The following is an 18,870-nucleotide window of genomic DNA, read 5'->3' on the forward strand; positions in this document are numbered from 1 at the left end:
GGTCAGTTCCCGTAAGCGAGTCGGTGCAGGAGATCCCAGCCGCGGCGGCCGATCACCGGGTCGTTGGGGCGGCCGGCGGTAAACAGGTTGTGCTTGCGGTTGAAGGCGGCCACGGCCTGCTGGGTCTGGGGGCCGTAGTTGTCGGCGAGCGGTACCGACGGGTCGAGCCAGCCGGTGTCCTTCAGCCCCTGCTGAAGGCCCTTCGCAGACGGTGACGAGCGGCCCGGAGCAAGACCGTCCGGAAACGGAGGCGGGGTGTAGCCGCCTCCGCTCACCTTCGAGGGGACGGTGAGCTTCTGCCCGGGTTTGATCACGTACGGGGCCTTGAGCTTGTTGGCCTGAGCGATCCGCTCCCAGCTGACGCTGAACATCCTCCCGATGCCCGCGAGTGTGTCACCGTTCTTGACGACGTACGTCGAGCCGCCGCCCTTCCAGTCACCGTCCGAACTGCCGTCGGAGGGCTTGGACTTCAGGCGCGTGGCGACAAGCTCGCGCAGCCAGCCCATGGTGAAGCCCTTTGGATCAATCTTCCCGGGCTGCCACTCCAGGTGCCCGATCACGCTGGCCGCACTCCAACCGTGCGCACGGCACAGCGCCGCGGTAGCACGCTCGATCGCATCGAGCTGGGCGGGCGGCCACGGGTCGCTGCCGTTGCCGAGGTTCTCGCACTCGAAGCCGTAGAAGTGAGTGTTGCCATCCGTATCGGCTTCGCTCGCCTTCGGCAGCGCGCGCTCCGCGACAACGGCACGCAACACGTCGCCGTCACCACGGCCGGCGTGGTTGGCGCGGCCGTACCCGACCAAGTACACGGTGCCGTCCTTCGCGATCACACCGTGGCACAGCGGCCCCGGCAGACCTTCGTAGCCGCGCTCGCAGATGCTGACCGTGTTGGCCGTGCCCGAGGTCACGGTGTGGTGGATCATCACCCCGTTCACCGGACCCCAAGGCCCCTTGTGATTCCTGTTGTGGGTTCGCCACCCCGGCCGCTCCACCACACGCACGCCCTCGGCGCGCAGCGCGGTCACGAGACGGTCGGCACTGATAGGTGTCGCCACGTTCGGCGCTCACTGTTCTCCCCGCGCCCGAACTGAAACTCAACTGCCCCCATAACCCGGCTACGGGGCTGCGCCGCGCGACGCGAGCCACAGCTGCAGCGTCATCAACAGCAGCGGCGACACGAATGAACTGAGCACGAGCCGCCGCGTCGCCGCGGCCTGCGCCTGGTCCTCACGGCGCTGCTGCTCGGCACGCTCCGTCGCCTGATCATGTTCGTCGCGCAGCCCGGCAAGGCCGGCCTCGATCTGGCTGATGCGCTGATCGAATGCACGCTGGTCGGCCCGGTACACATCCTCGGTGACCACGTGATCCAGGCGTGCGGCAAGCCGGGCGAGATCGCCGCGTAGGTCCTCGCGTAGTTGGGACACGGCGCGGTGCAGCTCCCACAGCGTGGGCTCAGCACTCGGCGGCACGGACACCTGAACACTCCCGGCGGCCCCGTGCCCTGACACGATCCTACGGGTGCGAGAGGAGGACGCGCTCGCGGCCGATGACCTGCGCCCGGAGTGATTTCTGGATTGCGAATATCCCATCCCGCAGCAGAGACTGAAGATCATCCGCAACTCCGCTCCGAGGCAGCGATCACCGCACTCTCAGACTGGCTGCCTCGGCACCCGACCGCCACCCCGAGCGGGATGGATCCCGTCCAGGTTCCCGACCGGAAGCGATCATGTATAAGGGAGAAGCTCAAACGGGCTTATAGTCGTCCCTATGGCTCAGAAGGTGATCACGACATACGTGGATGACTTGACCGGCGAAGCGTCGTCGGACATCTCCACGCACAGCATTCTCGTCGATGGAGCGGGGGTCGAAATCGACCTCACGGACGACAACTACGAGAAGCTCCTCGAACTGCTCAACCCCTACCTTCACGCCGAGGGCGCCCGCAGGGTCCGCGGAACTGCCAAGGGCAAGGGGAAGCCGAAAGGCGCCGCAGGCGCCCAGAACGACTCGTCGGCCATTCGGGCCTGGGCGAAGGACAACGGCTTCGAGGTAAACGACCGCGGCCGAGTACCGGCCTCAGTTCGCGAGGCATACGAGAAGGCCCAGTAGCAGGCTGTCAGAGCCCCCTGCCGCCGGGCGAGGGGCACTGCCGTCTCGTATCAGGTGCCACACCCGTGCTGAATTCACTTACGGTGCATGGGCGTGTTCAGGGGCTGGAGTTGTAAGGGCTTGAGGAATCTCCTCCAGCGGGCTCGCACGAGAACCTACTGAAGGTATGGCTCATTCAGCTCGGACCGGATCACTGATCGGCGGCTGCTGACATGCCGCGACGATGGCAGTCACCGTCCATCAATCAGGTGCTCTGCGAGGAACGGGGAGAACGTACCGGCGGCCGTGGTGGGCGCAGTGCCGCCCAGGCCGTCGGAATCTCCCGGCGCCTTGATCCACAGCAGGTACTCGGCACCGCCGATCCCCATGGAGGAGGGGACGCCGAGCCGCCGTCCTGCCGGGTTGCAGTAGCCGGCGTGCTGCCCGTTCCCATCCAGGGCGCCGTTGCCGTTACGGGATGTGTCGATCACGAACCGGGCGCCGTGCACACCGAGACCGGACAGCGCGGTACTGACCTGTTGACCGTAAGTACAAGAGATGTCGGTGGCATCGAAGTTGGCGACGCCGACAGCAAAGCCCCTTACCTTGGCCACTCCTGCGGCCGCGAGTCGTTCAGCCATGTCACCGGGCCTGATCCAGGTGGCGTTGCCCCCATCGAGATATGCGTGCACGAGAGGGAGGGCGGCGAGGACTTCGGCAGCGTGGGCGATGAGGCTGGTGCGTTCGGCGCGTGCCGCGTCCGTGGACAGGTTGCCCAGCTGAGCCAGAGAGTCAGGTTCGACGATGACGAGGGCCGGGCGGTCGCCAATGCCTTCCGCGAAGGCGTCGATCCAGGCCCGGTACTCCTCGGGCGAAAAAGCTCCGCCACTGGACTGGCCGCCAGCGTCCCGGTTGTGCACGTTGTACGCGGCGAGAATCGGCAGCCTGCCGACCGCAGCGGCTGCTGCCACATAGGCGTCAACGTCCGCTTTGATGTCCTTGTTCCAGTTCCCGAACCACCTTGCGGCCGGCCTGCGCACCAGACCGTGAGCGATCTTCCGGGCGCGCGGATCGTCAGGGTTGGCCGCGACCCACTTCGCCGCGTTCGACTCGAGATCCGCGTAGAAACCCTCGCGGACGGTGGAGCAGGTGAGCCGTACCTCCGTGAGGTAGATCGTGACCGTGGTGCCCTGCCCGAACTGGAAACTCACCTGGCCCGCCGTAGTGTCGAGAGCGGACGTGAACCGCAGAACGAAGTGGGTGTCGACCGCAGGCAGTGTCACCGTCCGGTCTAGGGCCGCGGTCCACGGATCAGTGCCGAGGCCGACCTGCGCGCGCAGTTGGGTTCCGGGCTGGCTAGCCCGGGCTGTGAAGCTCAGCGTGTAGGTGCAGCCGGCGCGGAGGGTGATCTTGTCCTGCCCGAACGGCGCGTCCCACAGGTTCACGGCCTCCGTGGTGGCGGTCGCTTGCAGGCCAGCGCCGGGCGCGTTGAGTGCGAGCATCGCGGGATCACCGGCCCACCAGCCGCTGACGCCGTCCGTGAAAGATCCGTTGGTGACGAGGTCCCCGTACAGGGCAGCCACAGGTACTCCTTGGGTTACTTGATAAAGGTGACGCGCAGCTGCGGCGGGTGCGCGGAGCCCACGCCGTCGAACTTTCCGTACGCGGTCTTGTCAGTGGTTTTCGGGTCGATCGCGATGCCCCGGCACTTGGCGGAGTCGAAGATCGAGGTGATGTCGACCCAGCGGCCGCTCGCCCGGGCCCAGCCAGTGACAGTCTTCGAGCCGCTCTGGTCCGCAGAGAACTTGCTGGGCCTGGAGCCGTGCCCGTGGGTCTTGATGATGGCGGTGCCGCCGGAGGCGTAGAACCAGTGGCTGGCGTACAGGTACACCTCGACCTTGAGGAGCTTGGCACCGGCCAGGTCAGCGGCAAGGCTGCCACCGAAGCCGGCCAGGGCAGCCTGGGTTCCGTTGTTGGCCGAGTAATAGCCGCTGACCATCTCGTTCTTGTAGTAGGCGTTGTAGCCGGAGCGGTTCGCGTAGCTGCCGGACCAGGCGGCCTTGTACGTGCGAGTGACCTTGACCGGCGGGTCGGGGACGGCGGCGCCGCCGGTGTTGAACACGCCCGTCTCCGGGACGCGTTCGCCGATGTCCTCGACCGTCATGTGTCCCAGACGTCCCTTGGCCCCTGTCAGAGTCACGTGTTGCCCGCTCGGTGCGCCGCTGTCGCTGGTGAACGTCACAAGCAGCCGGTTACGACCTGGCCGGATCAGACCGGAGGGCGTGCACGAGGCCACGAACTCCAGGCGTGCCGAGCGGCGGCTGGCGGCCAGGGGATGCCGGACCTCCTGCAGCTGGGTGGACGAGATCAGCGGTGCGGCCGTGTAGCCGGTGCGCAGCCGCAGAACGAGCGAGCCTCCGGTTGCCGAGCACTCCGCGGTCCCCTCGTAGACGACCCGGTACATACGGCCGTCCTCCGCGTCGAAGGCGAGCTCGACGTAGCCCATCTCCGTGCCCGTGGTCGTCTTGACCGGGGTGGCCATCCAGTCCAGGGCGATCAGACCACGCGGGCCGTCGTAGAGATCAGCGAGATCGTCACCGCCGATGGTCACACGGCCGGCCACGTTCAGGTTCTGGAACGACGCGTCTCCGGTGGAACCGATCGCGGCGACCCGAGCTGTGCCGTCGCGGAGCGTCAGATAGTTGGCTTGCCCAGACACGAGGGAGACGACCTCTTCGCCGTCTTCGTCATAGAGACGAAGCCCTTGTGGACCGAGTTCGGCGCGGGCGCCGCCGGTGACGTCTCCGAAGATGGTGTGGGCCTGAGCATTATCGAATACCACCCACCCGGCCGTGGCGTCGGAGGCCTCCAGACAGAGGACCGCCCGGGTGGTGCCTTGCGGCGCCGACACCTGACCTGTGATCCGGTGCCACAGGCCCGGCTCAGGGCTGGCGGTTTCAGCGACGCCGTAGCCGAGGACCTCCCCAGTGCTGGTTTCCCAACGAGCGAGGATCTTGACGCCCTGAGCCTTCAGGCCGTCGGACACCAGCATGTCGATGCCGAGGAACAACTGAGATGCGGCCAGCACTGGCACGGTGGCCAGCGGGAGCGTCCAGTGCGTCGCCGTGTCAGCGGTGCAGTCGAGGTGGATCCCTACGCCAGTGCGGTTGCCGGGTGCGAACGACCACGCCGTACCGCCCGCGGCAACCGTGTTCGCGCTGGCCACGCCCTCGAACCCCGGGTCGGGGATCAGGTTCGTGCCCTGGCCGACCGCGATCTGGTCGGGAGTGACGGCACCCACTGCCAGGTGAGGGGTGGCGATCGCTCCGGCGGCAATGTGTCCTTGCTGGATGGCACTGTTGGCGAGGTCTCCGGACACGGCGCGACGGGCGGTGGCTCGTACCGCCTCCGAGGGGAGGCCGGGGAGGCCGGAGGAGTTCACCGCGACCAGCCGCACCCACACCGGCGCATAGTTGTTCACCGCGATCGTCACCGACGCTCCCGAGGCAGCCTCGATCGTCGCGGACGGCCACCTCGCGTTCGGCTGCATGCCCGCTGATGTCAGGACATGCACCTGCACCCGCGACAGGTCCAAGGGCACGGTCTCACTGTCTGCAAAGCGACCGTCCCAGGTGACGCGCAACCCGCCCAGAACAGGCTCTACCTCCGGCAGCGACGGGACGGGAGGTCTCGGCCCATTCACTGCGGTCACGCCGCTCGTGCCGTCGGGCTGCCGGCCAATGATTGCGCGCAGGGAGCCGTTCTCGTCGTACACGTCGACCGAGCCATTCTCAAGGCTGGCGTTGGCGAGTTTCGGGGCACGCAGCGAGCGGCGGACGAGTTGTTCCAGGCGGGCGAGACGAGTACCTATGTCGGAGGGCAAGAAAGGTTCCTTCGGTCAGGTCAGACAACGGTGGCGTACTGGTGGGCGCCCGCCGGTTCGAGCTGGAGCGTGGCAGTCTCACCGTCGTCGGTGTCGGGTCGGATGGTGTAGCCGGTGATGCGGCACCAGCCGGACCAATTCGTCCACTGATCCCGCACCGCCACCCGCACGTCGTCGCCGACCTGCCAGGAGCCGATCGGGGCCGCGGGGTGGTTGCGTACGGTGATCTCCTCGACGTGGCCGAGGCTCTGACGCCACGCGCGTTCCCGCTTCGCCCGCTGCGCGAGGACGTCCGCGCCGCGGACATCGGGCACGTTGAGGACGTACTCCAGACGCAGCCGCTCGTTCCGGACGGCGTCAATGGCGCGGTGCTGGGCGCGTCCTTCCCCGGTGCCGGTGGCGACGACGACCTGGGCGTACTCGTCCGCGCTGTAGGTCACCGGGGTGGAGCCGATGATGTTGACGCCGGTGGAGAACGCGATGTCCCTGCGGCGGCTGCCCAGGCGCGGGTACCCAAGCCGGATGCGGCGTATGGGGCGTCGTTCGGTGCCCCACCAAGTTGTGCAGGTGTAGTCAGGTGAGTCGGCCGGCTTCACCAGGTCATCGAGCATGTCGCCGAGCACGGGGGTCTCCCACCAGCGGGAGTGCCACGGCTCGGCCGGCGTGCCGACGGTCGCCTTGGAGGTGGTGTCGTCGACGGTGATGCCAAGGTCACCGTCCGGGATCGACTGCGCGTATGCGACGACGTCGCGGAAGATCCGGCACGGGTCGGCACGCACATAGGGTGCGCGGCCTCTGAGTTCACCGTCGAGGTCGTGCCGGCGGTGGAAGTACGAGGACCAGCCCGCGGCCTCCACGGTCATGGTGTTGCCGTCGGGTTCGGTCTGCCAGATGATGCCGCCCCACCGCAGTATCCCGTCCCGCTCCGCGTAGATCAGCGTGGTCCCGGGATCAGTGAGTTCGGGATGCGACCATGCCAGGCGGGGCGACAGGGAACCGCGAAGCTCGCCAGGCCCATTGAGTTCGGGCCCGAACTCGACCCCCTTCAACGGCAGGTGCGGGGAGAGCCATTCGCCAGTCAGCGCGTCCTGGGTGAGGTACCGGTACGTCACACCGGTCCTTCGGTGAACTCGACATCGGCGATGATCGACGTGCCTGCGTCGGTACCGAGGTCGCCCTTCCAGTTCTTCGACATGTTGGCCTGCAAGTACAGGACCTGGCTGGTACCCCGGTAGTCGGCGGGGAGAGTGAGGGTGTCGGCAACGATGGCGGTGGAGCGGCGGACAACCTTGCCTTGGTTGTCGTCGACCATCGTGTGCTGGCCCTGGACGGTGCCGAAAATGAGCCGAAGCTTGCCCAAGAGGCTGTCGTAGTCCATGCGCAGGCCGGCGATGGTGACGGTGACGATCAGCTTCGTGGCCCAGTCCGGCACCGGGATCGTCCAGCGGGCCTCGGGCGGCCAATCATGCCACTGGTCGTCATCCCTGAATGCCTTCGACAGCTTGGTCGGATAGGCCGTGTACAGCGTCCGCTCCCGACGAGGGTTGGCGACTCGGCGAAGGTCACGGATCATCCCGGAGGTGACGGTGCCGGTGTTCGCTGGCAGATCCACGCGGGCGATCGCGATGCCCGTCACGCCCTTGGGGACGCTGGTCGTCGTGGGGGAGACGTTGGGAATGACGTCGAAGTAGTTGATCGCGTCCTTCGTCGGATCGAGGCCGCCCTCGAACTCCGGGTCGGAGACACGCAGCACGATCAGATCCGACCGTGGTGTCGCCCCGGTGGGTGCGATTGGCACGGTGGCGGAGCCGATGTTGTAGGCGGTGTATGAGCCCTGCCAGGCGTTCGCCTTCCCGCGGATCACCGCTGAGCCGTCGGCGACCTGGACTCCACCTCCGGGAACAGGCAGCGGCGTGACTTTCAGGTCGGCGGCCTCGGTGACGCCTTCAGCACCTCGGGACAGGTCCTTGATCATCATGCGGAAGGTCTGCGCCGAGTGGCGGGCGCCGTCCACGAGCAGCGGTGCTTGCGCGAGGGTCATAACGGGTCGGGTCTCCTTAGAGGGCTATGTAGGCGTCGCGCCACGCCACCGTGAGGCGGGCGGTGGCGGTCGGATCAGTCGCGGTCCAGCGGATCTCGCTGCGGCCTGGCGGCAGGACGAAGGTGTCCAGTCGGGACGTGGTGGCCACGGGGCCGCCGTTGTCCCGCAGGGCGGTCAGGCGGCCGAGCCGGGTGTCGACGCGTGCCCATTGGCCAGCGGCCAGCGTCACAGCCAGTTCGATCTGGCGGCCGGTGTCGGCATGCGTGATCACAGGGTTGGCGCATGGCCCGTACACCGTGAGCACGGGGTGCGCGTCGGCGGTGCCGTTGTTGGTGATCCAGCCCGGCCGGTTCTGCCCCGTCGGGTTGCCGCTGGTGACCCGGATCGGCGCCTGGACGGGCGCGGTGAAACCACCGCCCGACAGCCAGCCCAGCCGCAACTCCTCGTGCTGCTGAACATCGGCGTAGTAGCGCGGATCCGGGGCCGCGAACTCCAGGTCGAGCGGGACCCAGCCGAACGCGGCCTTCTCCCAGGACGCCTCCAGCTTTACCAGACGGCCGAACAGGACACGGGCCGGGGAGCCCGGCCATTTGATGCGCAGCGGCATCACCGCGCTGCCCACGGTGCGCACCCGCCGATCGTCGGCCGCCTCCTGCAGGGCGGCCAGGAGTTGGCGGGCGGCGGCAGGATCGCCCGGCGTTTTGATGGCGCAGTCGATGCGCAGGGTGCGAGCCGCATACCAGTCGGGTGCCGGCCAGGCTCCATCCGCGCCGGGCTGCTCGACCATCTCCCCACGCACCCCAGGGCGGGCCAGACCCTCGATCTCAGCGATCGGAACCTGCGTGCCGTGGCCGAGCCGCACACCGCCGAACTCCAACTGGAAGTCCTTGAGCTCGCTACTCACCGCAGAACACCCCCACGGTGGGCCCGGCGCACCTGATACGAGACGGCGGAGGCGATGTCGTCCGCGCCCGCCCCGGCCCGGGTGACATGAATGGTCTGCTGGCCGATCGCCGGCGCCTGATGCACCACGACCACCTGCGCGCGGCTCGCATGCGCGTCGACGAGACGCCTGGGCGTGAGCGTGTAGCCGAACCGGTCGGCCGTCTCCGAGAGGACGGCGGTGGCGCGGCCGCGCTTCGCCGGGGCGTGCGGGATGTACGACTCGCCCCGTGTCTCCTTCTCCGCGAACTTGATCAGCCCGCCCTCGGAGGAGTAGACCCCGGGCTCCCAGATCCCGCCGTTCGCATACGCCTTGCCGGCGTTCGCCTTCACCAGATCGGCCAGGAACCGGTCGCCACGCCCGGTCCTCTTGATCTGCTGCTTGGCCCGGCTGGCGATCTCGATGATCCGGTCCTCGTCGAGACCGGTCGCATCGGCCACGTCGTGGATGCCCTTGGTCTTCGCGAGCGCCCCGATGATCTGCACCAGGTCGGTGAGCTGCTCCCCGTCCAGGGCCTTGGACACGCTCTTCGCCGCGGTGTTGGCCTTCTTCGCTTTCTTCTTGTCCTTCACCGCCTGTACCGCGAGCGCCTCGGCGTCCGCGTCGTTCTGCTCGGCCAGGCGCGCGGCGAGGTCGCCGAAGCCGCTGGAAGCGAGCTTGACCAGGTTGTTTTGGAAGGCGGTGTTGTCCTTCACCGCGTTCTGCAACTGGGCAATGTAGTCACCGAGGGAGGCGCGGGCGGTGCCGGCAAGCTTGGCGAGCTGCGCGGCCATGTCCTTCACGTACCTGCTGGAGCCGTGTGCCATCTTCCTGGTCAGGGCGACACCGTCCTCGCCCATCTCTTCCAGTGCCTTGGCGACATCGGTTCCGGCGCGCTGAGCCACGATGGCCAGATCACCACGCCAGCCCTGGGCCGCCTTCACGGACTTGCGAAGGTTCTTCTCGAACAGACGCAGGTCGAAGTGCTCCTTGCCGCCCCTGCTCTTGCGCTGCGACTCCGAGACGACATCCGACACCGTGAAGGTGGAGGAGCCGAGCGGCTGGTACGACCAGTTCGACACGCCGCCGTCCGCGTACCAGGTGATCGGCCCGCCGCCCAGCCGACGGACCGTTTCCTCGGCAATCCGCCTGGACCGGGTGCGCTTGCTCGCAGCGAGCGGAATGTAGCTCTCCCCACCAGTCTCCGGCTCGGCCCAGACCCTCCAGCCCCCAGCGGGCGCAATCTGCGCGACATGCTGTTCACCGCGCAAGCCACCCTCGGCGAAGTAGTCGACGACGCCGCCGTCGGCGTGCTTGCGCAGGTTGTCGGCCTGCCTTCGTAGAGCGTCAGCAATTCCGGAAGGCGACGGGCCAATGTTGGACAGCACGCTCACGTGGTGAGTGGTGATGGTCACCGACTTGGAGCGCAGGTTATTGATGGCCTGGGCCAGAGCGTCAACGCCTGCTCGCTGCGTGCCGGTCGGCGCGTAGATGTGAACGTTCTTGCTGCCAGGGACCTCGGTGATCTTGAAGCCTAGGGCTTCGAGTTGGGCGCGAGCCCCAGCCGTCGGCGCCGCGACCGTGATCGTCTTGCCCGCGGGAACCCCGGCGATCCTCTGCTTGACTGCCTCCAGGCTGGCGATCGTCGCTTGCGTGGCGGAGGTGACGTCGACGTGCTTGCTGCCGGGGGTCTGCGCGATCTTCGCGATCAGCGCATTCAACTCCGTCCGGGCCATATCTGTGGGCGCGGTGACCTGCACCCGCCGGTCCTTCAGGTCCTTGATCTGGAAGCCGAGCTTCTCCAGGTCCTCGCGGGCCTCGTTGGAGAGAGTGGCGATGGTCACGGTCTTGTCGTCCGGGGTTGCCTTCAACGCCTGCTGAACCGCGATGAGTTCAGCCATCGCCTCGTCCATGCCAGCCGTCTGCAACAGGATCGACACCTGCTCCGGCACCAGCCCGGCCGCATCGGCGAGCTTGGCTGCCTGCTCGGCAGTGAGCCCGTACCCCTCGGCGGTCGCAATCGCCGACTCTCGCGCGGTGACCATCTGCGCCTGCGCGGCCTTCAACGCCTCCGGCACACTCTTCCCGTTCGCCTCCGCGTACTGGTAGGCGGCGAGCGCGGCGTCTGCGGAGTTCGTCGACAGGCCCTGGAGCAGGTCGTACAGCTTCTGACCGTTGCGAGTGACCGTGGACAGCGAACCATCCATGTTCAGCAGTGACTTGCCATAGCCCTGCGTCTGGTCGACGCCGCTCTTCAACGACTCGGCCGCATCCGACACCGACCGGTTCAGGCGGGCCTCGGCCGCGGACAGATTGACCGAGCCACCCGCGAGGATGTTCAGCGCGTCGTGCAGCGCCCGCGCACGGGAGTCGGCGTCCGCCGTGGAGTCGGACAGCCGGCGCATCGCGTCGGAGAACTTCCCAAACGGGCCGACCGCATCCGCAGCCGTGCGTCCGCCGGAGCCGGTGGCGTCGGCTAGGTCCTTGGCGTCCTTGACGGCCTGCGACATTTCGCCCTTGACCGCGCCGAGCGCATCCGCCGCCCGTGCGGCGGCCAAGCCTTGATCGTTGTAGGCCTTCGCCGCCCCACCCTGGTTGGCGATCCACTCAACGTTCGCCTCGGCTGTCTCGTTCAGCCGCTTCTGCAGGGCGTTCAGTCCGCCGTCCTGCCCGAGGTAGGCGTCGGTGAGTTGCCGGACGGAGACGCCAGCCTTGGACATGACGTCGACGAGCCGGTTCTTCCCGTCGAAGACCTTCGTGTCCATGATCGACTGCGCGGCCGCAGCCCGGACACTGTCGTTGACCGCACCGTTGGAGTCGCGAAGCGCCTGCGTGAGCGTGCTGATCCGCGACTGGTGCTCGGCCGCCGCCTGCGCCGCCTTCTGCTGATGGTCCGCGAGCATCGACAGCCCCACACCCGCGGCGGCAATCGCGACACCCCACGGGCCGCCGAGCGCACCCATCAGCCCACGCGCCGCTCCACCCAGACCCGTGCCGATAGCACGGGTCAGGCCCGACACGGGACCACTGGCGGACCTGAATGCGGCAGCCATCCGCCCCACCACCGGCACCCGGGTCTCCAGGACGGCGAGGGCCTGGCCGACGCGGCCGATCGACTGGCCGTTCGCGGCAGCGAGCCGTTCCTGCACGCGCATCTGATCGCCGAGCGAGCGGTAAGCGCCCGCCACCGGACCCGCCACCGTGCGAGCCAGATTCATGAGGACGGGGGTGGCGCGGCGCGCGAGCAGCATTGCCACGATCGCCGTCTGCACCGGACCCGGCAGCATCGCGAACCCGCGCACCAGCCCGGCAACCACATGCCCGACCGGGATCAGCGTGGTCGAAACAGCCCCGGCCGCCGAAGAAGCCAGGTTCAGCGCAGTGACGACGATGTCGAGCGCCGTACCACCAGCATCGGCCTCGGCCGCCATATCCGCGAAGGCGTCGGCGACCGGGGACGCGGCGGAGCCGACGTTGCGCAGGATCTCGATGAGGGCGCGGCCGCCGTTGACGAGGACGTTGATCCCTGCTGCGGCGGTGTCGAAGGCGACATCTTGCAGCGGCCCGCCCAGCCCGCCGAGCGCATCACCCACCTCGTCCAGACCGGCCGAGACGGCCTTCGACACCGACGGCCCCGCCAGGGTGTACAAGTCCTGCACATAGTCCAGGGCCGCGGCCATTCCCGGGGTGGCCGCCGCCATCCCGGCGGTCAGTAGCCGGGTGACCTTCTCCAACCCGGGAGCCGCCGCGGTGTAGAGGGCCTGCCCGGTGTTGGAGGCCTGCGTCTTGAGCTGGGTGACGGCACCCGCCAGGCCCTTGGTCTGAGAGGCGGCGATCTCCTGGGCCGCGCCGGTGCGCGCGATCGCCGTGTGCATCTGGTCGAACGCCTCGACGCCTTGATGCGCCAACGCGGACGCACCGGCGAGGGCAGGCTTGCCGACGACGTCAGCGAGGGAGCCGAGGAAGTCCTTCTGGGACATACGGTGCTGGGCCTGCTCGAAGCCCTCGATCACCGTGCGCAGGCCCTTGAAGTCGCCCTGCGTGTCCCATGCTTCGACGCCGAGCTCGGCCAGGCCCTGCTTCATCCGGGCGGTGGGACGCGACAGGTTCGTCAGCATCCCACGCAGGGACGTTCCTGCTTTGGAGCCGAGGATGCCGGAGCGAGCCAGCATCGCCACCGCCGCCGAGGTGTCCTCGATCGAGATACCCAACTGGGCGGCGACGGGCCCGGTGTAGGACATCGCGTAGTAGATGTCCCGCAGGCCACCGGAGGCCGCGTTCGCCGACGCGGCGAGCACATCGGCGGCCCGGCCGGCGTTGTTTGATGACAGACCGAACTGGTCCATCACGTCGCCCAGATACCGGGCGGAGTCGGCAGCCGTGAGGTTGTCGGCCGCCGCCAACTGCATCGCCGCGCGGGCGTTCGCGATGCTCGAGGTGGAGGTCTGGCCCGCCTTGGCCAGCTCAAGCATCGCGTCCGCGGCCTTCGCTGCAGACGTACCGGGGATCTTGAGGTCGGCGCCGAGCTCGCGAGCCTTCGCCGCGGCCTGCACCATCTCGACGCCGGACGCGCCGGTGACCGCGCCCCACTTGTTGATGGCGCGCTGGTACTCGTTGCCCTCCTTCGCGATCTCCGCAAGCGAGGCGACGATGCCTCCGCCGACCAGGAGGCTGCGCAGATGATGCGCTTCCTGGCGGGAGCCGAGCAGCCCGTGGCGCAGCTGCCGCATCGACGCGTGCCCGTCCGCACCCACACGGCGCAAGCCCGCACGAGCACGGTCAGCATCACGGCCAAGACCGCGAAGCCCGGACGAGGAGCCGCGGGCTCCGGAGCCGATCTGGTGGAGCTGCCAGTTCAGGGCGGCGGTGTCGCGGCCGAGCCCGCGCATCGCGCGGGAGGCCTGCCGGATCTCCGACAGGAGGTGGGCGAAGTCCGCTCGCGCCTGAACGCTGAGCGTGTAGGACGACACCTGCCGGTGCCCTTACTCCCCACGCCCCTTCTCGTATCCCCTCCCTCACCACGACCCAGGACCGCTTCTAGGCGCGTGGAACGAGACCGATCCGCACTCCGTACCCGTCCGGCCCGTCGGGCACCTGCTCCTGCTCGTGTGCGATCAGCTCACAGCCCGGGCAGCGCACCGTCGTGGTGACATATGCGAACCGGTCCCCGCCGGCGGCTTCGTCCCACTCCGCGGCCCGGGTGCCGCACTGATCACAGACCGTTCGCTGATGGGCCGCGAAGGCGAGAGCCTTCATCCGGTCCAGTTCGCTCCAGCGGCCGTCACCCGCGCCGAGGAACTGAGAGTGCGGGATGCCCCAGCGGTCGCACAGCTCCAGCTCGGCGCGAAGCTGCCCGTCCCTGATCAGTCTTTTCCCAGCTCCACCGTGGAGGTACGCACGATCTGCTGGGCCTGCCACGCTGCAGCGAACAGCGCATTGGACTCGGCCACGGGCCACGAGTCGAGCAGGTCCTGCGCGTCCTGCTCGCTCATGCCGTCCACGATGTTGCCCTCGTCGTCGCGCTCGATGTGCGCGGCGGCGATCAGCGCCGCAGGGAACGTCTCGGGGTTCCACGCGTCGCCGTCCTCGGCCTGGGCCTCGGTCGGGGGGAACCGCTTGATCAGCCCGTCCAGGATCGGGCGGGGCAGCGCCTTGAACGTGAGCTCCAGCGAAACGGCGTCGAAGTCAGCCTGAGCATCTTCGACGTCCTCCTCGGCGCGCTGTGTCTCCTCACTGTGCTCGCGGCCGTTCTCCGCATCGGCCATCTGGCAGCGCGCGAACTCCAGCACGGCCTTGTCCAGGCGCCGCTTCGCCTCCTGGTCGTCGCAGATCACCAGCGTGTACTCGGGCAGCTGGCGGGCACGCAGCCGAGCCAGCTTGGCCGCCCAGTGGGCGTCACGCGCAACAGCCTTGGCCGGAGGTTCGGAAACGGGGCGGGTATCGGTGGGCACTCACAACTCCAACAGCACGAATAGAAGAGCAGGGAAAGGGGGGAACGAGGAGGGGCCCGGCCAGGGCAGCAGCACGAGTGCCGGAACAGAGGAAAGGGAGGAACGCTCGTTGCCCGTTAGCACCTGGCCGGGCAGTCAAAGAGGCCGAACCAGGGCTACTTGTCGGCCTTCGTCGCAGCCGGCGGGATTACGGCGTCCTGCGTCGGCTTTTCGGTGATCGAGAAGTTCACCGTGAACTTTGCGGCCTCGTTGTCCGTCGAGAAGTTCGGCGAGCGCGAGCCGATCCGCACGGGGAAGACATCCATGCTGCGGCTGCCGGGGACATCGCCCTTGCGCAGGAAGACGACCCAACCAGTGGCGTCCTTCGTCAGCAACTGCTCGATTTCGTCCGACACCCGGTCCTCGTAGAAGCCGAGCGACGAATCGTCGGCCTGGTCTGTGCCGGGGATCTTCGACTCGAACGTCGACCCCAGGTCCGGGGTTTCGATGGCCTGGTTCTGCAGCGTCCAGCCGTCGATCGCCGCGATCGCGTCAGTCAGATCTGTGCCGGCGGTCAGCTCGGCACGGGTGGGGACGTGGCCCGCGTCCGCGACGCTCTTGAGCCACAGGACGCGGGTCACACCGCGCCGGGAAAACTTCTTTACCTGCAAGGTCTGCTGTCCGATTCCGGGACGGCAGCCACACAACTCGGGAGGCCCCGTCCCTCGACGATGTGTCGGGGAACCGGCCCACACCACAGGGTGGTTGGGCGTCCGCGCGGGCCTCCGCGGTGAGGACGCAGATCCCAGCTCAGCCAGTAACAGTGAGCTGCAGGGTCTGCACGTAGATCACCATACTGCCGTCGACGTCGCCGTCCCGGACGCCGAGGGTCGTACAAAGATCACGGGAGGCGCTGCGGCAAGGGCCCAGCTTCGGCTCGGCGTGTGTAGGAACATCGCGGCATGGATACCTTCGACAGTCTCCAGCCCGTGCGGTCGCCGCGGTTACGGCCCGGGGATCGGGTACGGATCGTCTCTCCGGCCAGTCCCCCCAGCCGCGAGGGAGTCGCCCGCGGCGTCGAGCTACTGACGTCATGGGGGCTCCGGGTCGAGTTGGGTGAGCACGTCTTTGACCAATGGGGCTATATGGCTGGTCGGGACGAGGACCGCGTCTCCGACCTGAATTCCGCGTTCGGCGACCCGGGGGTGCGCGCCGTGATTGCCACCCGGGGCGGCAAAGGCGCCTACCGCATCGTCGACGACCTCGATACCGACTCGCTGCGCCGCGACCCGAAACCCGTGGTCGGCTTCAGCGAGATCACCCACCTCCACCTCGCCCTATGGGCCCGATGCCGCCTGGCCTGCCTGCACGGCCCCTTCGCCAACTGGAGCGACGAATGGTCCGGACGCGCATCAGCCGACGCCCTCCGCCGCGCGCTGATGACCACCGACCCCGTCATCATCCACCGGGACACCAGCCAGGCCACTGCAGCCGTCACCGCGGAAGGCACCGCGACCGGCGTCTTGGTCGGCGGCAACCTCGACGCGATCCGCACCCAGGCCGGAGCCGGCCTGCCGAACCTCAAGGGGGCGATCCTCTTCCTCGAACACCAAAGAGGCACAGGGCTGGGGGAGGTCGACCGTGCACTGACCCAGCTGACCCGTACCGGGGCCCTGAACGGGCTGTGCGGTGTCGCCCTTGGCCAGTTCCTCGGCTTCGACCAGGATGCCGGTGATCCGACCCTGGGGGGATGGGGCATTGCCGACGTCCTGCGCGACAGGCTGAGTCGCCTGGGTGTTCCTGTTCTCGGTGGACTCCCCGCCGGGCATGGCCTGCACCCTCCGACCCTCCCGCTCGGCACTCAGGCCGCGATCGACACTGCCGAAGGAACCCTGACGGTTCAGTCGGCCGTCGTCTGACCGCCGAACTGCCTTGCCCGGACTGCAAGGTCATGCAGCACGGTGATTGACCACCCAGTCGATCAGCGCGTGTGGCCGCCGGGAGCCTATGGGCTCCAGGATCCGCCAGCTTCGATTGGCCCCGCTGGTTCACGCGCTTCGCCGACAGGCTCGACGCCTTGATCAGCACACACCTGCAGGACCGGTACCAGCTCACCCTCGGCTACGACGATCAGTAGGCCGTCACGGACAGCGTGTACCTCTGCACTGCCGTCACGACGCCAGCGTCCGCATCGGACAGATCCACACCGTCGTCGACCAACAGTTCCCGCCCCCACACATCCACGTCCGGAATCTGGATCGCGTGCTGCCACCGGCCGGCGGCTGTCCGTCCCAGGAGCGCCTGCAGTGCCCGATCCGCGAGCCACTCGGCCTGATCCGTACGAGCAGCCACGATCGTGACCTGGTAGACGAGACGCCCGTCCTCCGACTGGTCCGCCAACGGCGCTCCACCAACAGGCCCGCCCTGGGGGTAGAGCACCATGTACGGCAGCGGTGCGGGCCGACCCTCCACCAGCGGCAGACGGCCAAGGCCACACGGCTTACCCGTCGCCGTGGCCAGCATCATCTGAACTGAGGCGGTCACCCGGGCCCGCTCGATCACAGGTCTCCGCCTGCGAAATAGGCTGCCGCCGGGCCTTCGATACTGAGCACCCCGTACCGGCACAGGCCGAGCGCATCCCACTCCATCACCCTCGGCGTGGTCAGGATCGACAAACTGCGCTCACCGTCCTCATCCAGCACCTCGGCCACGACGACAGCCCGGGCGAGCAGTCCACGCTCGTGCTCAGCGAGCACACCGGCCAACGCGTCCTCGAGCGCAGTGTTCATGTCGGTCACAGCTCCTCCGAGACCGCTCGCCCGAGCTCCCGCACCAACAGCGGACCGAAGGCGGCGACCGCGGGTCCCAGATGAGGGAACGGCCGCTGGGCATAGTGACGGCCCAGGGAATCAACACCCACGAACCCGAACTCCAACCGGCGGCCCTGCGGCGCACGCGTACCGACCTCGGCAACGATCACCGGCCCGGCCCGGCGTACATCGGACTCCCACGACGCCCGATACCGGCCGGTGATCACTCGTGGCCCAGGACGCCCTGACGCATTGTGCTGCACCTGAACCACCAAAGCCTTCGCTCCGTGCCGCATCGCTGTCTCTGCCGTGGCCACCGCCGCCTTCCCGCTCCGTTCCAAAGCCGCCGCCAACTGGGACGGGTGCTGGAAGCTGCCGCCACTCACTGCGCGCCTGGCCTCCGGTTGTGCTCCTCCAGCCACACCGTGCGCAGCACAGGAAATGACGACACTTCACCCTGCGCGGTCACCCGGTACGTGCGGCCAACGGCCTGGCTATCGCGGGCCTCCATGACCAGCACCGTGTCGTCCTCGCACACCTCCGGGGCATCGAGAGGCAGCAGCAGCCGGTAGCCGGCACGCACTTCCTCCACCCACGCCCCGTCCTGCCCCGAGCCTGTGCCGCGGATCCGCTCCTGATGTGCGTACAAACCGCCCTTGTCGTCGTAGACGATCAACGGCCGGGCCGGCACCAGATCACCGGTCTCCGGGTCCAGCATGTCCTCGCCGTTGCCACGCCTGATCTGAACTCGGTCCGACATCAGATGACGCTCTGCGAACCGGGCGATCGCCGACTGGTCAAGCACTCGCAGCCCACTCCCTCAGCTGCGCGAGCATGCCGCGGGTCAGCTCCCCTGGCTGGCCGTCGAGGTCGTCTCGATCCAGCACGGCCTCGTCGAGTCTCCGCCAGTCGACGGCATCCAGGAACCCGATCACCACCTGCCGAACGTCGGAAGGCTCCACCACGACTTCGGCCAACCCGTCGAACTCCAGGCCACGCCAACCCTGCTGCACGTACAGCGTGACCTCGGGGCCCTCGTCGACGGTCTGCGTGATCCGGTAGGCCTCGACAGACGAGGCGACATCATGACCATCAATCTCGATGACCGCCCCATCGTTCGGAGCTGCCGTAATACGCACACGCCGGTGCTCGCCATGGGTGCTGCTCATAGCCACGACACTAGGTGCGCGAAGACG

18 protein-coding genes are annotated in these 18,870 nt (G+C 68.1%); 2 read left to right on the forward strand and 16 right to left on the reverse strand.

The window, feature by feature from the left end; all coding sequences use genetic code 11:
• Positions 1-2: 2 nt before the first annotated feature.
• A complete protein-coding gene (locus tag M878_RS94675) occupies positions 3-1,055 on the reverse strand; it encodes an N-acetylmuramoyl-L-alanine amidase (RefSeq protein WP_078630360.1) in 1,053 nt (350 codons plus the stop codon).
• A gap of 60 nt (positions 1,056-1,115) precedes the next feature.
• Positions 1,116-1,475, reverse strand: coding sequence for a hypothetical protein (locus M878_RS73600; protein ID WP_023549692.1), 360 nt, complete (start codon positions 1,473-1,475; stop codon positions 1,116-1,118).
• Between the two features lie 292 nt (positions 1,476-1,767).
• Here M878_RS73600 and M878_RS73605 point away from each other — a divergent pair, with 292 nt between their 5' ends.
• Positions 1,768-2,109, forward strand: coding sequence for a histone-like nucleoid-structuring protein Lsr2 (locus tag M878_RS73605; protein WP_023549693.1), 342 nt, complete (start codon positions 1,768-1,770; stop codon positions 2,107-2,109).
• Positions 2,110-2,339: 230 nt separating this feature from the next.
• On the opposite strand, the gene M878_RS73610 is transcribed toward M878_RS73605, so the two are convergent.
• The 9 genes from M878_RS73610 to M878_RS48695 form a co-directional block, all read right to left on the reverse strand.
• Positions 2,340-3,671, reverse strand: a complete 1,332-nt coding sequence (locus M878_RS73610; RefSeq protein WP_023549694.1) for a glycoside hydrolase family 6 protein — start codon at positions 3,669-3,671, stop codon at positions 2,340-2,342.
• Positions 3,672-3,685: 14 nt separating this feature from the next.
• Complete coding sequence (locus M878_RS73615; RefSeq protein ID WP_158692748.1) at positions 3,686-5,971, reverse strand: hypothetical protein; 2,286 nt, start codon at positions 5,969-5,971, stop codon at positions 3,686-3,688.
• A gap of 20 nt (positions 5,972-5,991) precedes the next feature.
• Complete coding sequence (locus M878_RS73620; RefSeq protein WP_023549696.1) at positions 5,992-7,083, reverse strand: hypothetical protein; 1,092 nt, start codon at positions 7,081-7,083, stop codon at positions 5,992-5,994.
• A complete protein-coding gene (locus tag M878_RS73625; protein WP_023549697.1) occupies positions 7,080-8,012 on the reverse strand; it encodes a hypothetical protein in 933 nt (310 codons plus the stop codon). Before M878_RS73625 ends, M878_RS73620 begins: the two co-directional genes overlap by 4 nt.
• Positions 8,013-8,028: 16 nt before the next feature.
• A complete protein-coding gene (locus tag M878_RS73630) occupies positions 8,029-8,916 on the reverse strand; it encodes a phage tail family protein (RefSeq protein WP_023549698.1) in 888 nt (295 codons plus the stop codon).
• Positions 8,913-13,904, reverse strand: a complete 4,992-nt coding sequence (locus M878_RS73635) for a phage tail tape measure protein (protein ID WP_023549699.1) — start codon at positions 13,902-13,904, stop codon at positions 8,913-8,915. The genes M878_RS73630 and M878_RS73635 overlap by 4 nt, the downstream gene beginning before the upstream one ends.
• A 67-nt stretch (positions 13,905-13,971) precedes the next feature.
• The gene (locus M878_RS000000100110) at positions 13,972-14,190 is read right to left on the reverse strand and encodes a hypothetical protein (RefSeq protein WP_023549700.1); all 219 of its coding nucleotides are present in this window, start codon (positions 14,188-14,190) and stop codon (positions 13,972-13,974) included.
• A 107-nt stretch (positions 14,191-14,297) separates the two neighbouring features.
• Complete coding sequence (locus M878_RS73640) at positions 14,298-14,885, reverse strand: hypothetical protein (protein WP_023549701.1); 588 nt, start codon at positions 14,883-14,885, stop codon at positions 14,298-14,300.
• A gap of 155 nt (positions 14,886-15,040) precedes the next feature.
• Entirely contained in the window at positions 15,041-15,622 is a 582-nt protein-coding gene (locus M878_RS48695) for a phage tail tube protein (RefSeq protein WP_483414717.1), read from the reverse strand.
• A gap of 204 nt (positions 15,623-15,826) precedes the next feature.
• Between M878_RS48695 and M878_RS73645 the strand changes: the two genes are divergently transcribed.
• Positions 15,827-16,783 carry a S66 peptidase family protein gene (locus M878_RS73645; protein ID WP_031225620.1) on the forward strand — a complete coding sequence of 319 codons (957 nt, stop codon included), beginning with the start codon at positions 15,827-15,829 and terminating at the stop codon, positions 16,781-16,783.
• Positions 16,784-16,994: 211 nt separating this feature from the next.
• Here the strand turns inward: M878_RS73645 and M878_RS73650 are convergent, their stop codons facing one another.
• From M878_RS73650 to M878_RS73670, 5 genes are read right to left on the reverse strand one after another with little or no spacing between them, the layout of a single operon-like run.
• Positions 16,995-17,426: a hypothetical protein gene (locus M878_RS73650; RefSeq protein WP_023549705.1), complete on the reverse strand. Its 432-nt coding sequence runs from the start codon at positions 17,424-17,426 to the stop codon at positions 16,995-16,997.
• A complete protein-coding gene (locus M878_RS73655; RefSeq protein ID WP_023549706.1) occupies positions 17,423-17,662 on the reverse strand; it encodes a hypothetical protein in 240 nt (79 codons plus the stop codon). Before M878_RS73655 ends, M878_RS73650 begins: the two co-directional genes overlap by 4 nt.
• Positions 17,659-18,096, reverse strand: a complete 438-nt coding sequence (locus tag M878_RS000000101920) for an HK97 gp10 family phage protein (RefSeq protein WP_425347906.1) — start codon at positions 18,094-18,096, stop codon at positions 17,659-17,661. The genes M878_RS73655 and M878_RS000000101920 overlap by 4 nt, the downstream gene beginning before the upstream one ends.
• Positions 18,057-18,479: a DUF6093 family protein gene (locus M878_RS73665; RefSeq protein ID WP_023549708.1), complete on the reverse strand. Its 423-nt coding sequence runs from the start codon at positions 18,477-18,479 to the stop codon at positions 18,057-18,059. Before M878_RS73665 ends, M878_RS000000101920 begins: the two co-directional genes overlap by 40 nt.
• Positions 18,472-18,843 carry a hypothetical protein gene (locus M878_RS73670; RefSeq protein ID WP_031225621.1) on the reverse strand — a complete coding sequence of 124 codons (372 nt, stop codon included), beginning with the start codon at positions 18,841-18,843 and terminating at the stop codon, positions 18,472-18,474. The genes M878_RS73665 and M878_RS73670 overlap by 8 nt, the downstream gene beginning before the upstream one ends.
• Positions 18,844-18,870 lie beyond the last annotated feature (27 nt).

It is taken from the genome of Streptomyces roseochromogenus subsp. oscitans DS 12.976, from assembly GCF_000497445.1.
Lineage (GTDB): Bacteria > Actinomycetota > Actinomycetes > Streptomycetales > Streptomycetaceae > Streptomyces > Streptomyces oscitans.

What these genes read in the sequence shown, in the direction of transcription:
- M878_RS73670 (WP_031225621.1), bottom strand. Translation starts at nt 18,843, where the DNA reads ATGAGCAGCACCCATGGCGAGCACCGGCGTGTGCGTATTACGGCAGCT.
- M878_RS73605 (WP_023549693.1), top strand. Translation starts at nt 1,768, where the DNA reads ATGGCTCAGAAGGTGATCACGACATACGTGGATGACTTGACCGGCGAA.
- M878_RS73645 (WP_031225620.1), top strand. Translation starts at nt 15,827, where the DNA reads ATGGATACCTTCGACAGTCTCCAGCCCGTGCGGTCGCCGCGGTTACGG.
- M878_RS73625 (WP_023549697.1), bottom strand. Translation starts at nt 8,012, where the DNA reads ATGACCCTCGCGCAAGCACCGCTGCTCGTGGACGGCGCCCGCCACTCG.
- M878_RS000000100110 (WP_023549700.1), bottom strand. Translation starts at nt 14,190, where the DNA reads ATGAAGGCTCTCGCCTTCGCGGCCCATCAGCGAACGGTCTGTGATCAG.